17 protein-coding genes and 2 pseudogenes are annotated in these 14344 nt (G+C 42.2%); 7 read left to right on the top strand and 12 right to left on the bottom strand.

What is annotated here, in order from left to right; all coding sequences use genetic code 11:
- Positions 1 to 334: 334 nt before the first annotated feature.
- The 3 genes and pseudogenes from TT11_RS12485 to TT11_RS12475 form a co-directional block, all read right to left on the bottom strand.
- Positions 335 to 2006, bottom strand: a pseudogene (locus tag TT11_RS12485) (fatty acid--CoA ligase).
- 208 nt (positions 2007 to 2214) lie between these two features.
- On the bottom strand, positions 2215 to 2385 hold the full coding sequence (locus tag TT11_RS12480) for a hypothetical protein (RefSeq protein ID WP_261863464.1): 171 nt from the start codon (positions 2383 to 2385) through the stop codon (positions 2215 to 2217).
- 112 nt (positions 2386 to 2497) lie between these two features.
- Positions 2498 to 3620 (bottom strand): annotated as a pseudogene (locus tag TT11_RS12475) (MFS transporter).
- A gap of 607 nt (positions 3621 to 4227) precedes the next feature.
- Here TT11_RS12475 and TT11_RS12470 point away from each other — a divergent pair.
- The 6 genes from TT11_RS12470 (at position 4228) to TT11_RS12450 (ending at position 6963) form a co-directional block, all read left to right on the top strand.
- Positions 4228 to 4953: a dienelactone hydrolase family protein gene (locus tag TT11_RS12470; RefSeq protein ID WP_261870689.1), complete on the top strand. Its 726-nt coding sequence runs from the start codon at positions 4228 to 4230 to the stop codon at positions 4951 to 4953.
- A gap of 10 nt (positions 4954 to 4963) precedes the next feature.
- The gene (locus TT11_RS12465) at positions 4964 to 5161 is read left to right on the top strand and encodes a hypothetical protein (protein WP_261870688.1); all 198 of its coding nucleotides are present in this window, start codon (positions 4964 to 4966) and stop codon (positions 5159 to 5161) included.
- Positions 5162 to 5474: 313 nt separating this feature from the next.
- Positions 5475 to 5984: a hypothetical protein gene (locus tag TT11_RS12460; protein ID WP_370587849.1), complete on the top strand. Its 510-nt coding sequence runs from the start codon at positions 5475 to 5477 to the stop codon at positions 5982 to 5984.
- Between the two features lie 8 nt (positions 5985 to 5992).
- A complete protein-coding gene (locus TT11_RS17360) occupies positions 5993 to 6220 on the top strand; it encodes a hypothetical protein (protein WP_370587848.1) in 228 nt (75 codons plus the stop codon).
- A gap of 120 nt (positions 6221 to 6340) precedes the next feature.
- Positions 6341 to 6679: a hypothetical protein gene (locus TT11_RS12455; protein ID WP_261870687.1), complete on the top strand. Its 339-nt coding sequence runs from the start codon at positions 6341 to 6343 to the stop codon at positions 6677 to 6679.
- Positions 6673 to 6963 (top strand): hypothetical protein, encoded by a 291-nt coding sequence (locus TT11_RS12450; RefSeq protein WP_261870686.1) that lies wholly within the window; start codon positions 6673 to 6675, stop codon positions 6961 to 6963. The genes TT11_RS12455 and TT11_RS12450 overlap by 7 nt, the downstream gene beginning before the upstream one ends.
- 250 nt (positions 6964 to 7213) lie before the next feature.
- Here the strand turns inward: TT11_RS12450 and TT11_RS12445 are convergent, their stop codons facing one another.
- The 6 genes from TT11_RS12445 to TT11_RS12420 form a co-directional block, all read right to left on the bottom strand.
- Positions 7214 to 7729, bottom strand: a complete 516-nt coding sequence (locus TT11_RS12445) for an Rrf2 family transcriptional regulator (protein WP_057760508.1) — start codon at positions 7727 to 7729, stop codon at positions 7214 to 7216.
- A gap of 262 nt (positions 7730 to 7991) precedes the next feature.
- On the bottom strand, positions 7992 to 8294 hold the full coding sequence (locus tag TT11_RS12440) for an NnrS family protein (protein ID WP_261870685.1): 303 nt from the start codon (positions 8292 to 8294) through the stop codon (positions 7992 to 7994).
- The gene (locus TT11_RS12435; protein WP_261870727.1) at positions 8239 to 8508 is read right to left on the bottom strand and encodes an NnrS family protein; all 270 of its coding nucleotides are present in this window, start codon (positions 8506 to 8508) and stop codon (positions 8239 to 8241) included. The genes TT11_RS12440 and TT11_RS12435 overlap by 56 nt, the downstream gene beginning before the upstream one ends.
- 95 nt (positions 8509 to 8603) lie before the next feature.
- Positions 8604 to 9149: an NnrS family protein gene (locus tag TT11_RS12430; protein WP_261870684.1), complete on the bottom strand. Its 546-nt coding sequence runs from the start codon at positions 9147 to 9149 to the stop codon at positions 8604 to 8606.
- 476 nt (positions 9150 to 9625) lie between these two features.
- Positions 9626 to 9907 carry a DUF3429 domain-containing protein gene (locus tag TT11_RS12425; RefSeq protein WP_261870683.1) on the bottom strand — a complete coding sequence of 94 codons (282 nt, stop codon included), beginning with the start codon at positions 9905 to 9907 and terminating at the stop codon, positions 9626 to 9628.
- A 69-nt stretch (positions 9908 to 9976) separates the two neighbouring features.
- Positions 9977 to 11371 (bottom strand): DASH family cryptochrome, encoded by a 1395-nt coding sequence (locus TT11_RS12420; protein ID WP_261870682.1) that lies wholly within the window; start codon positions 11369 to 11371, stop codon positions 9977 to 9979.
- Positions 11372 to 11577: 206 nt separating this feature from the next.
- On the opposite strand from TT11_RS12420, the gene TT11_RS12415 reads away from it, so the two are divergent.
- On the top strand, positions 11578 to 11826 hold the full coding sequence (locus TT11_RS12415) for a hypothetical protein (RefSeq protein WP_057760515.1): 249 nt from the start codon (positions 11578 to 11580) through the stop codon (positions 11824 to 11826).
- A gap of 115 nt (positions 11827 to 11941) precedes the next feature.
- Here TT11_RS12415 and TT11_RS12410 read toward each other — a convergent pair whose 3' ends face one another.
- From TT11_RS12410 to TT11_RS12400, 3 genes are read right to left on the bottom strand one after another with little or no spacing between them, the layout of a single operon-like run.
- The gene (locus tag TT11_RS12410) at positions 11942 to 13420 is read right to left on the bottom strand and encodes an aldehyde dehydrogenase family protein (protein WP_261870681.1); all 1479 of its coding nucleotides are present in this window, start codon (positions 13418 to 13420) and stop codon (positions 11942 to 11944) included.
- A gap of 20 nt (positions 13421 to 13440) precedes the next feature.
- Positions 13441 to 13983, bottom strand: coding sequence for an IS630 family transposase (locus TT11_RS12405; protein WP_370587847.1), 543 nt, complete (start codon positions 13981 to 13983; stop codon positions 13441 to 13443).
- Positions 13934 to 14284: an IS630 transposase-related protein gene (locus TT11_RS12400; protein ID WP_101204408.1), complete on the bottom strand. Its 351-nt coding sequence runs from the start codon at positions 14282 to 14284 to the stop codon at positions 13934 to 13936. The genes TT11_RS12405 and TT11_RS12400 overlap by 50 nt, the downstream gene beginning before the upstream one ends.
- Positions 14285 to 14344 lie beyond the last annotated feature (60 nt).

Here is a 14344-nt window from a genome sequence, read left to right as displayed (position 1 = left end):
ATTGGGAATGGTCGCTCATAGTAGCTGTCCTTAGCATAAACGAGAAATGAGGCAATAGTATTTTGTAGTTAAGGCACTCAATAAGTTATAACAGTATTCACCTCGTGCAACGTACTGTCTACGTGCAACTGGCTGATACTAACTCTAAAATGCTTCAACTATAAAAAAAACATGTCTTAGTAAATACTGGTCATCCTTGCCAGAATTAAAAAAACCGATACGATATGTATCGGTTTAAAATGTAGCAGAGCCTATCGGAAAGGTCAACTATTAAGCGTGTAATACGCGCTACATTTTGACGAATACAAATATTTGAACATTTAACTAATACTAATTATATCTCAGTTTGATTGGCATACATCTCACGCATGACTTTTTTTGTCATGTTTACCAACGGAAGTTTTGGGTAGCTCATCAACGAATTTAAACTGGCTTGGCACACCATACTTAGGAATGATACCGCGCTCTACCGCTTTTTCTGCAATCGCTTTGATATCATCAGCACTAGTATCCTTAGCATCAGGCTTTAGCACCACCAAAGCCAACGGACGCTCGCCCCATTGCTTATCACGCACCCCAATCACTGACACATCGGCTACTGACGGATGTAGTGATAAAATAGTCTCAATCTCTAGTGATGAAATCCACTCACCACCTGATTTGATCACATCTTTTAAGCGATCGGTGATTTTGATATAGCCATCAGGACGTATGTAAGCGATATCTTGGGTATGCATATAGCCATTTTCCCATAACTCTTTGCCAGCGTCGTCGTTTTTAAGGTAACTTTGGGTCAACCAAGGTGCACGCAGTACCAGCTCGCCTGTATTGTCTGGTCCAGTTCCTACTGACTTATTGCCTTCACCCCATACCTGAGCATCAACCATAAGCACTGGTTTACCTGTCATACAACGACGGGCAATGTCTTCTTCCTCTGTCATTTCAGGCTCATCGAGACTAAATCCCGTTAAACTAATAAGCGGCGCTGTCTCCGACATACCATAGCCTGTATAGACCTCAATGCCTTGGTCCATGGCCGTTTTGGCTAGACCTTCGGTCAATCTTGAACCACCAATAATCATTTTTAAACCATTAAAGCTGACGTCACGATCTTGTGCTTCTTTGAGTACCATTTGCAAAATCGTTGGTACACAATGGGTGATACTGACCTTTTCATTGACAATTAAGTCCATCAACGTATCAGGCGCATAGCGACCTGGATAGACTTGCTTTAGACCCACCATGGTTGCTGTAAACGGAAAACCCCATGCATGTACATGGAACATTGGCGTCATCGGCATATAGACATCACCATAGCTCACGCCTTGCTTATCAGGCAGCATACCCAAAGTTGCCGCTTCTGCTAGTGTATGTAGCACTAGCTGACGATGGCTAAAGAAAACCCCTTTTGGATCACCTGTCGTGCCTGACGTATAAAAAGTCGTCGCAATGGTATTTTCATCAAAATCTGGGAAATCAAATTCGCTATTGGCAGCTTCTAATAGCGCTTCATATTCGCCTGTGACACGGCTTTGATTACTACCAAAGATACCTTCAGCAGTGACACCATTGTCATCTAGCCAAATAATATGCTCAATACTTGAGTTCTCGAACTGATAGTCTTTCACCAATGGCGCAAACTCAGAGTTGAGCATGAGCACTTTGGGCTTGGCATGGTTGATGGTGTAGAGGATTTTTTCAGGTGATAAACGGATATTGACTGTCTGTAAAACATACTCTGACATTGGCACGGCAAAATAAGACTCAAGATAGCGATGACTGTCCCAATCCATCACGGCAACCACATCACCTGCATCAAGCTTTAAGTCTGCCAATACATTGGCCAAACGATTGATCCGCTCAAACAATTCTTTATAAGTCAGGCGCTTTTTGTCCGCATACACAATCTCTTGATCTTGCGATACCGTTTTTGCACGGCTTAATAATTGCTTGACCAGTAATGGATAATCGTAGGCAGATGGTGCACTGTGGTAAATGTTTGACATAGAACTGACTTCCTTGTTTGTTGTACTTATAAGGGATAGATAGATAACAATAATAATAACGATCAAGTTAATAGCAGCATAAAATCTACTGCGCTAACCATTTTAATTTTTATAATAATAGGGTCTGTTGAACATTCAAATGTGGTGCTGGCAGTCACTATTTTTTAGACAATATGCAGTGCAATTTTTGACGCCTAGTCATTCTAGGTTAGACAATTTCGCCATATACTGGCAAAAAAATAGTACTGCCCTGAAAGGCTGATGCTAAAATCACCCCAAACGTTGTTGCAAGCCTAGCTAAGGTCTCGACATTATCGTCGGCTTGCGCCTCGTTTGGTGCACCTTTAGCAATCAGCAGCCCTAATATTTTAATGTTCAACAGACCCTAGCATCGTTATTGATAGTAAGAAAAAAAGCGACGCCGTGTAAAGCGGTCTTACATTAAGTATCATAAGATGACTGACCGAGCCTACATTAAATCAGACAGCCAATCACTTTGCCCGTACTGTAGTTTTAATCATCCCAAAACTGGCTATTAATAACGCCAATACCTGCACAAACAGTAATAACCATACGGTAAGAGACCACTGCCCTCGCGCATAAGCTATGCCACCCAGCCATGCCCCTAGCGTACCGCCTGTATAGTAGCCCATATAATATAGACCCGAAGCTAATGAGCGACCCTTTTTCACATTGACCGCGATATAGCTGATGGTCGCCGACTGCGTGATAAATACACCTGACGACATAATAGCCAGTCCTATAATCACCCCCCATAATGGCGTGACCAAAGTTAATAACAATCCAACCATAGATACGACGATAGCTACCCGTACTGTACGCGCTGAGCCAAACCGGCGTAGCAATGTCGTAGATAATGGCGTGATAATAACACCAAGCAAATATACTGCAAAAATATTGGCGAGCGCACCAGTACCAAGCTCATAAGCTTATCTGCCAAATGTAAGTTGATAAAAGTGAAGCAGCCTACAAGGGAGAACAGTACGCAAGCGCCAAGCAGACATGCTGTTACCACATAGCGATTGGTGACATGCTCACCCAACGTCTGTATTGCTGAGCGAAAATTAGGATTGGCCACAAAGTGACGAGACGATGGTAGCATCTTGCCGACCCATATCGCCCCTAGTAGCGTCATCGCCGTCATCACATAGTAGCCATGACGCCAGCCTATCAACTCATGCAAATGCCCTAACAAGAACCGGCCCATAAAGCCACCAAGCACGCATCCTGACACATAAAAGGACATCAGCTCAGTCATTGCCCGTCCCTCAAACTCCTCACCGATATAGGCAATTGTCACCACCGTAATGCCCGGTACAGACAGTCCTTGCATAAAACGCCAAATGCCGACCCATTCAATGCTCGAGCTCTGGGCGATGAGCGCTGTTGGTATCGCCAAAAACAATAAAGCGCCAACGATAAATGACTTGCGCCCGACTGCATCTGAGAGCATACCTAGAAATGGTGACATAATCGCAATGGCTAACACAGTGCACCAACGATCATACCAGCCTGAACTTCGGTCGCAGCAAAGTCCACCATCATGACCGGTAGTACTGCCTGAATAGAATACACTTGCAAAAAAGCAAACATACCTATTAGACCAATTGTGAGCTTCAATATCCACGATGTTGAATGATTGGAGGTGACTGGTGGCACAGCTGTTATATCTTGGATCTGATCTTTAGAATTATTCACAGGGGATCTGACTATATTGGTTATACCATGACTGCAAATAATAACCGTCACTGGCGTGGATGATAGAGAGGAATAACGGTGATTTTGCTTATGCTAAATGTATAAGCAAAATCACCGTTATTAAACGATAAATGCTTATCATAATGACAAGCAAATTATGGTAGCACATTCATCAATATACTCAGGTTTAAAAGTGTTATTGCCTCTTGATAGATTCTTTATTTGAGCTAGAGATTATCGTAGAAAAACTTGACTAGGAATCACGTTACGACTTGAGACGGTAAAGACAGTTTTCGACTCACGAGGTCAAGATCAACGTTACGTTTATTGCATATACAGGATAGTATGGTTAGATGCTATTAACTCGCTTGCTAATCATTTAACTACTTTAACGATTGATAACAATGACAGTTAACAATCACTACCTACGTCTATCTTTTCTAACCCATAGACGTGCACGACCACACAACCTTTGAGAATACAATTTACTATGATGAAAAATATGGTGCTTTCACAACTTATGATCGCGATGAGTACATTGGTTTTCTCTACGATGGCTGTAGCAGAAATAACTGTGTCAGAAACTAGCGTTAAAGGTCTCAGTCCAGTTGGATCAACACTCGACGCTACAAACTCACTAGCGGCTGTAGACTGTATAAAGGATGACGCTATCACTGCTACTGAGCTCACTAAAACACGTGATAACGGTCCGTTTTCTGTAAAGTCCAAGCATGTGAGTCGCCAATCAGCCAATGGCTTCGGTGGCGGCACCATACATTATCCAACGGATGCTGGTAGCTGTGGTCTGCTAGGTGGTATCGCGGTAGTGCCAGGTTACGTGTCTTATGAGTCTTCTATCAAATGGTGGGGACCGCGTCTAGCCTCTTGGGGTTTTGTCGTTATCACTATTAATACTAGCTCCATTTATGATAATCCGGATAGCCGTGCTGAACAATTGAGCGCGGCTCTCGATCATCTCATCGCTGATGTAACAGTGAGTCATACGATCGATCCAAATCGTTTGGGCGCGATTGGTTGGTCAATGGGCGGCGGCGGTGCGCTACGATTGGCAACTGAGCGCAGTACGGTGCAAGCCATCATTGCACAAACGCCCTATCATGATACGAGCTATGGTGCGATGGATACGCCTGCTCTATTCATCGCTTGTGAAAATGACCGTATCGCCCCGAATAAAAAAATATACCAATACCTTTTATCAAAAAGCTGACGGTCCAAAAATGAAGGTCGAGATTAACAACGGCAGTCATTTCTGTGCCAGTCATCGTTTTAACGAAAAGCTATTGAGCAAGCCTGCTATCGCATGGATGCAGCGTTATATTAATGGTGATACCCGTTTCGATAAATTCTTATGTGGCAATGACAGCTACAAAGACGATACTCGTATCTCAGCCTATGATTACGAAGACTGTTTATAAGCTATTTTTTTAATCTACTTACGAAAGGAAGAACAGCTTTCACTGTTAATGATGACATTTGAATAACAACTCTTTTTTTATTTTTACACATTTACATTGCTTCTATCTTTTTTTCTTACAGACTTTACTGCCATAAAAATTAATAATCATATAGTCAATCCTTTATAGATTGGATACGGTGTCAGGCTCGCTTAGTCTACAACTTGTAGTACTTTCACTCGCCTTCCTTGTATCCAAATTATATTGAACCGACTATAGGGTGCTACAAACAAGTACAACGATTGAATAAATGGACGATTAAGGAGCAATGTTGATGACTGATGAGATGTATGATTTAGGTGCAGGGTTTTGGAGTATTCGAGGCTCATTTATTAAAAACGGTATCCTTGATATTGGTGTCCAGTGTGCGCTCATAAGACTACCATCAGGTCGATTTATATTCTTAGATAGCTATACATTAACTGGTGATGTGCGTCAGCAAGTCATGGCATTGACCAATGATGGTCAAAATGTCGAAGCCGTCCTCAATGTTCATCCGTTTCATACAGTACACTGTGCTCAAATGGCAAAAGACTTTCCGCAAGCCACATTTTATGGCAGTAGCCGACATCCAGAGCAAGTACCTGAAGCCAACTGGGCAGACGACTTGGTCGAAAGCGATGCCATTGCTGCACGCTACTCTGAACTCGAATTCTCTATACCTCGAGGCATCCATTACATCTCACCCGACGAGACAGTTCATGCCAGCTCATTATTGGTCTATCATCTGCTAGCCAGAGCATTTATGTCGATGATACCTTTGAGATACCCCCTTCCAAGTTAATAAATGCCGTGCAGCCTAACCTAGGCTTACACCCTACTACCAAAAAAGCGCTCAAAGATGAGCCAAACGCGGCGAAGCATTATTGTGATTGGGCGGTAGAGCTGGCACACGAGTGGCGTGATGTTCGTCATTTTTGTGGTGCGCATTCGGGATTGGTGGTATTTAAGGAAAGTCAGTTTGAGACAGCACTTATCTCAGCGATTGATTTGGCTCGCCCTGAGCTTGAAAAAGCATAAAAGCGTGAACCTTTAGAAAACATATTATTAAAACAACTCGAAAAACAAAGTTTACAGTGAAAAATCAGCTTTGTTTTATTTACATATTTTATTTAATTAACTAGACGAGGAAAACTATAAATGACTGATCACATTCATGATTTAGGCGCAGGATTTTGGAACATACGCGGAACATTCCGTCTCGGTGGCGTGCTAAATATCGGCACTCAATGCTCGTTGGTCAAGCTACCATCAGGAAAATTTATCTTTTTGGACAGTTATGCACTAACAGCTGATGTTCGAGATAAGGTTATGGCACTCACTAATAATGGTCAAGATGTCGAAGCTGTCCTTAATGTACATCCGTTTCATACAGTCAGCTGTGCTCAAATGGCTAAAGACTTCCCGCAAGCCACTTTTTATGGCAGTAGCCGTCACCATAAAAAGGTGCCAGAATCAACTGGGCCGATGATTTGGTAGAAAGTGACGCAGTCGCTGCACGCTATCCTGAGCTTAAGTTTTCAATGTCAGAGGGCATTTACTATATATCGCCCAATGAGATGATTCACGCAGGTTCTTTATTGGCTTATCATCCTGCCAGTCAAAGCTTGCACGTAGATGATACTTTTATGAGTCCACCAACCAAGTTATTAGAAGCTGTATTGCCTGAACTAATATTGCATCCTACGACCAAAAAAAGCACTGAAAAACGAGCCAAATGCTGGCGCGCAATATTGCGACTGGGCGACCAATTTGGCTCATGAATGGCGTGACGTCCGCAATTTCTGTGCTGCGCATTCTTATCTTGTTCAGTTCAAAGAAGGTGGGTTTGAGAAAGCACTGGTGAAAGCCGTTAAAAAAAGCACGTCCAAAACTAGAAAATGCCTAACTTTTCACACCTTAGGCAAACATCTTTGCCAAACATAAAAATGGGTCGCTATTACTGTATTTACTAGTGTAGCAACCCATTTTTGTGAGCTGATCATAATCATATCAACACTATTATCGAAGCTGTTACCGAAACAGCAATGTCGCAAGCTCATCTTCGTTGTTCAGAATATCTGCTAATGTATAACGCTCAAGCACATTGATAAATGCGGTGAGTGCTTCAAAAAACACGCTTTTTAGCTGGCAGGCTGGACTAATCACACAGCCTAGTGATTTATTCTTTTCTTCCTCAATGAATGTCACTGGTAAATCCGTCTGATGATCGCCCTGCTCACTATCATTATGAGACACTGGTACGGCAAAGCACTCAACCAAATTAAAATCAGGCTCTATCTGTTTGATCAATACGCCCAAATTTATATCTTTAGGTGCACGTGCCAAGCGTATGCCACCGTTTTTGCCACGCACACTTTCTATATAGCCGAGCTGGCCCAGCTGATGAATAATCTTAGTCAAATGACTTTTGGAAATACCATAACTGTCAGCAATATCACTAATATTGGCAAGCAGCGACGGATCTGGTCTCACAGCCAGATAAATTAATGAGCGTAGCGCGTAGTCACTATAGTTGGTCAGTCGCATGTACTTGCGCTCCTATTTTTATAAATTTTATATATTAAGCTAGGGCGTGTCATTAATTAGATTATGAGCATTAAAATAAGATAAATTGATGCTAAATAAGGAAAAGTTCGCAGTGAATATGAACATATTGACAAGAACTTTGACACAGTTTAGCGAAAATTTAGCCATTTTAAGGCCATAAATTGCATCAATGTGCTAATTGATGACACGCCCTAGACAAAGTAAGTCGCATTTTTGGTAATGGCATTTGAAAACAATATCATTAGCCCGCTTTAACCAAATAAACCATCAGCCGAGGACGTGCCAGCATGGGCAGATAACTGATGCAAAATAGCACAAAACAAGCAATCCAAGCACTTTGCGCCATCATAATCCATATTAGGTAATGACTCATATCTACTAGCGGTAATAGTACGCGGCTAATAAATACTAAGACCATCAAGCCATACATAACGCTTACCGTTTTTGGCGGTTGATGAATACTGCGACCCGTGTGTCCCAGAGATACTCTAGTCATCATTGCTAACGTCATCATACCAACACCAGAAATCGCCAGTCCATGCATGGCGATGCTGTGCGGATAACCGAGCCAAGGCTGTAATGCGTATAATAAAAAAACTCAAACACAAGCCTAAAAATGCAATATACAACGACCAAAGTAATGGCTTTTGCCAAATACCTTGATGATACCATCCTATCAGACGAACGATATTAATCACTGCTACACCGAGCGCGGTCACCGTCAGCAAATATTTATTTGGATAAAATACATCACTAATAAAAAAAGGCCAAGAAAAACACTAAGCTTGCTATATCTTGTACCTTACTATTACGTAACTTAATGGGTTCTGACGTTTCCACACCTATACTCATACTAAGACCACGTTCGATAAAAAAATGGCACTACGCGGCGGCCAATAGTCAGCACCAAACCGATGATCAAGTAGAACCCAAGATAAATACCTATCTTAGTTGTATTCATATCAGCATTAATAATGCCCCAATAGCAGAGTCCGTTGCCAAAGGTCAGCAGTGCCAGTTTTGCCAAGATACCCATTTGCTTGTACTGCTTAACTTGCCATACTGCTCGACATATCACATATGCCATCGAGGCGACAAATACTACATCAAAAATGGCTGCTATATATAGCCACGATATACTATCACCTATGAGCGTTATGCCAAGCCCAAAACCCAACCAGCTCAGACGAGCCAGCAACCAACAGACAAAGATACCTAGCAGTTTATAACCATGCGGCATCATCACCCCTGTCCATGTCTTGACCGCGGTTAGCAAAAACCCGGCTACCACTGCTAGGGCATAACCATACACCATTTCATGGCCGTGCCAGTATAACGGGTTCAAAACCTGTGCATCGATATCCGTGTGACCAGTGAACACAAACGCCCATAGCAGCATCGTTACTACGGCAAATAGCGCAGCAGCACTAAAAAAATATGCGAAAGCTTAAATTAAGGATAGGATTCGGAGAGCTTGGTGGTTTGCTAGGTAACTTGATAGATTGCATAGCCATCTTCTTAGAGGAGTATAGATGGCTTTAATTATAACATTCATTTTAAATGAACTTTATTAATCTTTAGTCCAACTATCAAATACTTTACTCACCGAATTGCGGCGCCTACGGGAATCTCTGAGACCAACATCTCAATTATAAAAACCAAGAAAGCAGAATGGCTGTTCTTTAGCTATTATTTAGCCATGACTTAGTCAACACCACTTACAACTGTAATGCCGCGATGACTAACGATACGACCACTATCGCCGTGACATACTGCCTAACTTTAAAATATATGTAACTGATAATCTGCGCTCGATGCAGACTATAATCGATAACCAACAGACTTATAAACCCAATCACTAATAGCCAAATAAAGCTACTGGCTGACAAGGTCAAAAAAACCAAGCCAAAGGCCAAGCGCAATGACATTGCTATATATAGGCAGCTTAACCCCCCACTCATTGTCCTCTGTCAAGCTCAGATGATTGCCCCAATGTGCGCCTGCCATAAACGAGCCAATCATTAGGCCATAAGCACTTAGTATATCGACTACCGAGCCAAGCATAGGCACGGTAATAACGTCTATCATCAGCAAAAATGCACAGGCGACAAACGGAATAGCACCTACAAAAGTTAGATAAGGACTGGGCTTTTTCATTGTTTAAACCTATCTTATGATTAGTCTAATAATAGTTGTCACCTGTTGAGTGGAGGTTTTCAACATACATTAATCACTCTTTTGAGTGTTGCCTTGCCACTGACGGATAAATTCACCGTTTGGATCGTATTGCTGGGTTTGCTTGTCGAGATTAAACTGTCTGCATCCTCTTGGATCAGCGCCGACGCCTGCCAAATATTGCCAATTACCCCAATTACTGCCGACATCGTAATCAACAAGATGTTGCTCAAAGTAAGCTGCCCCGTAACGCCAATCAAGCCCTAGCTCGTGAATAAAGCAACTGGCAACCAGTTGTCGCCCGCGATTCGACATATAGCCTGTCGTGCGCAATTGGTTCATGCAAGCATTGACGATAGGATACGGTGTCGTACCATTTTTCCATTGTGCTAACAGACTCTCAATCAATTGAGTTGAAGGCGCGTGCTGAGCGATTCCTTTAAACCAAAATAACTTTTGCTGATGGGTAACAGCATACCAATAGAAATACTCACGCCACAGCAGCTCAAACCATATCCAGTAGGTAGAATCATTTGCGATGATATCGCGCTCATAACGACGTAGACGATTTAATACTGTGTTTACAGATAGCGATCCGTTTGCAAGCCAAGCGGAGAACTTTGTGGAATGTGTCCAGTAATCTAGCGCGTTTCGGGTTGTTTTATAAGTGCTGGGTGCATCGGAGTCAAAATAGCTATGTAAGTGATTCAGGCCATTTAACTCACCACCTCTAAAACTGGATAGCTGCTGTGATGGTTTATCATGCCCTGCCTCATTAGACAACTGAGATTCAAAAAAGTACTCGTTCCTACTCAGCATATGCTCAGGCAATGGAGCAAGTGATTCTGGCGTTGGATAAATTACTATATCTTTTTCTGTATGCAGCAAATCATAATCAGTTTCGATTTGTTTACGAAACTGTGTAAAGCTCTTGGGTAAGCTCTCTAGCGGTAACTCGTCAAACAAAGTCGCTGTTGTATGTATATGCCACTGTATCTCTGGATATTTCGCCTGTAGAAGCTCATGTACTTTGTTTTGATTATAATCTGCCGTCTGATTGATGCAGATATCTGTCACTTGTTGCTGCGCAATTAGATCATTCAACTGAGTAAAGACGCCCAATGCTTCATCGGCTTTCTGTAAATACAGCAACCTATTACCCCGTTGCCTCAGTGACGCATTTAAATCAGCTAGGCTCTCATGCAAAAACTGCTGACGAGCTTGCCCCATACTGTCGTAATGATAGGCGGCGTAATCGTCTTTATCGTCTAATATATCTGTCAACGATGAGGCATAAACCAATAGCAGCCTTCCATCAGTGGAAATTTCAGATGCTTTCAATAAAGTGGCATTGTCCGCCACTCTTAAGTCATTATGAAATAGCACCAATGTGACATTTCTGTTCGCTGAGTTATTCTCTGAGTTGTTCGCTGCCTGATTTGACATACCCTATCCTTCTGGCTGTTTAACGCTTATTTATTACTTTTAAACTTTAATCTCAAAATATCATATACGATGTAAAACATACTTAGCATTCAACTTTGATGCTAACCTAATACTTGTAAGGCAGTGCGCTCAGCCCCAGAAACCACTTATAAGCATTGACTCTCATAGGTCTGACTGCTTAAATGGCTTACCTCTAGGAGAACACCATGACTCAAAATAATACTACGACTGAAGAAAATAAATCAGATGAAAAGCGTAAACTTATCAATCGATTTTTGATGAGATTGACAAAAGAACAGCCTCAAATGTATTACGCGACTACCTCTGAGATATCGCGGAGTATTCATACGATGATAAAAGAGCACACCAATCGCTTGTCGGTAGAAGAACAAGCACTGGTAAGACGGATGACGATGGAAGAGATTGAAGGGCTACTTGGCTTTCATGCCAGATAAGAAATTGACCAATTTCAAATACGTCATTCTCAGTAAGTTGCCAAATATCACACAAAAAAGACCGCTATCAAAGCGGTCTTTTTTTATTAGCTATCAGCATTCTATTTTAGGACAATTAGAATGGATATTCACGTGGTTCATTTTGCATTGAGATCCAATGCGTTCTAGTGAACTCTTCTAGTACCCACTCACCGTTAAAACGACCGATGCCTGAGTTTTTCTCACCACCAAAAGCCACGTTACTTTCATCGTTTACTGGAATATCATTTATATGGGTCATACCTGCTCGGATACCACGAGCGAAACGTAAACCTTTTTGCATGTCTGCGGTAAACACCGCACTAGATAAGCCATACATAGAATCATTAGCTATCGACAAAGCATCCTCTTCATTTTTGGCTCGAATAATGCCTATCAATGGTCCAAATATTTCATTATAGGCAATATCCATCTCTCTAGTAACTTCGGTAAAGACATGGGGCGGGACTAATTGACCATTGGTTTCACCGCTCAAGAGCATTTTTGCGCCTTCTTTCTGTGCCTCATCAATCTTATCTCTAAGTGACTGAACTTGTTTCTCATTGATGATTGGGCCAATAGCAGTACCTTGATCGTTAGGATCACCTACCTGTAACGTTTTAACATGAGACAAGAAACGCTCTACAAACTCATCGTACACTTCATTTTCAACAATAATTCGGTTAATAGCCATACAAATCTGACCTTGATGCAAGAACTTACCGAACACGGCCGCTCTTACCGCTTGCTCAATATCAGCATCTTTTAGTACCACAAATGGACTGTTACCACCTAGCTCAAGTGCCACTTGTTTGATGTATTCACCACCATTGGCCAGCTCACCGATATGTTTACCCACGGAGGTCGAACCTGTGAACGACACTAGACTTGGCGCTTTATGTTCGACGATTGCATCACCTATCTCACTACCTGAGCCGACCACGACGTTTAATAGACCTTTTGGTAGACCTGCTTCTTCAAACACTTTTGCAAGTAACAGACCACCTGTCACTGGCGTATCGCTAGCAGGCTTGAGTACCACTGCGTTACCAAGTGCTAAGGCAGGCGCGATAGAGCGCTGCGTTAAGTGTAGTGGGAAGTTCCATGGGCTAATGACAGCGACAACGCCGATTGGCTCACGATAAATGAAGTTTTCTTTACTAGGGGTGTTCGATGGGCGAATCTCACCATGGACGCGATTAGGGAATGTCGCTGCTTCCAGGGTAATCGCACGCGTTGCACCGAACTCGACCATGGCTTTGATACGAGTACTGCCCGACTCTTTGATTAGCCAATCAACGATTTCTTCTTGGCGCTGATCAAGTATGTTGACCACTTTATACAACACTGCAGAACGCGCTGCTGGTGTCTGCTTGGCCCACGCTTCTTGAGCTTGGGTCGCAGCATCATAAGCTTCGTTCAACTGATCTTTGGTCGCTTGCTGGATCTCTACCAGCGTATCACCGTTATATGGGTTGGTATTGGTGTTGGTACTATCGTCTTTACCGGTTTGCCATTCACCAGCGATGAACTGTAAATGGAAATCACTATATGTACTCGTAGTATTGGTTGACATAATCATCCTTATTTTTATAGTTAAGTCTTTATAAAATCGATACAGCCCATATCATGAAACAGTTTAGGTAGATTACTCTCCATCCATCCTTGGCGTAGAAACTTAGCCTGTGCCCACTTCTTCTCGATAGGGTTCAGATCAGGGCTGTACGGTGGTAGCCAAAGAATACGATGGCCATGTCTGTTGAGTAGCTTTTGAATACGTTTGCTTTTATGAAACCGAGCGTTATCCATGACAATCACGCATTTAGTCTTGAGACTTGGGATTAGCGTGTATTTGCACCAGTGGTAGAATATGCTGCTGTTAATATTGTGTTCAAAGTAATCAAGCGCAAATAGCATTTTTTCATAGAGAGCTCCGATGACATTAGTTCGTCTCGAAGCTTGCCAGTTGTAGCTATCGATACAGGGTTTACCAATCGGTGCATAGCCATGAGAACGAATGGTTTCAGCCTCAAAGCCGCTTTCATCCATATAGACAATGGGATAGCCTTGCTGCGTAAAGCGATCAAGCCTACTCTGGAATATCGCTCTTTTTATCGGACACGCTTTTGGATGTTCCAAGGTCTTTTTTTTGACTGATACCAAGACGCTTTAAAGCATTAAAGATGCCCGTTTTACTACAGTTCAAGCGACGAGCTCTTTCATAGTTATAATCATCTGGGTATCTTTTTACGTCTTCAATCAATGCGTCATCAGGTATTTTAGTCGGTGCTTTATTTCTGGTTGTTTTAGGCGCTAATTTCTTCTGCCAGCTGTGAATGGTGCTGGTGCTAAGTCCATAAAATAGCGCAGCTTCTCGTATGGTCATACCATCAGTGATGCTAGAAAGTACCTGTTTGCGATAGTCTATTGAATAAGTCATCGTTTATTTCATTAAATGCAATTGTTAATAGGGTTGTATCGGTTTTATTTGGATTAGACT

The sequence above is a fragment of the Psychrobacter sp. JCM 18901 genome (assembly GCF_000586435.1).
Taxonomy (GTDB): domain Bacteria; phylum Pseudomonadota; class Gammaproteobacteria; order Pseudomonadales; family Moraxellaceae; genus Psychrobacter.
Note: the sequence above shows the minus strand (reverse complement) of the source record. Positions and strands in the feature narration are given on the sequence as shown.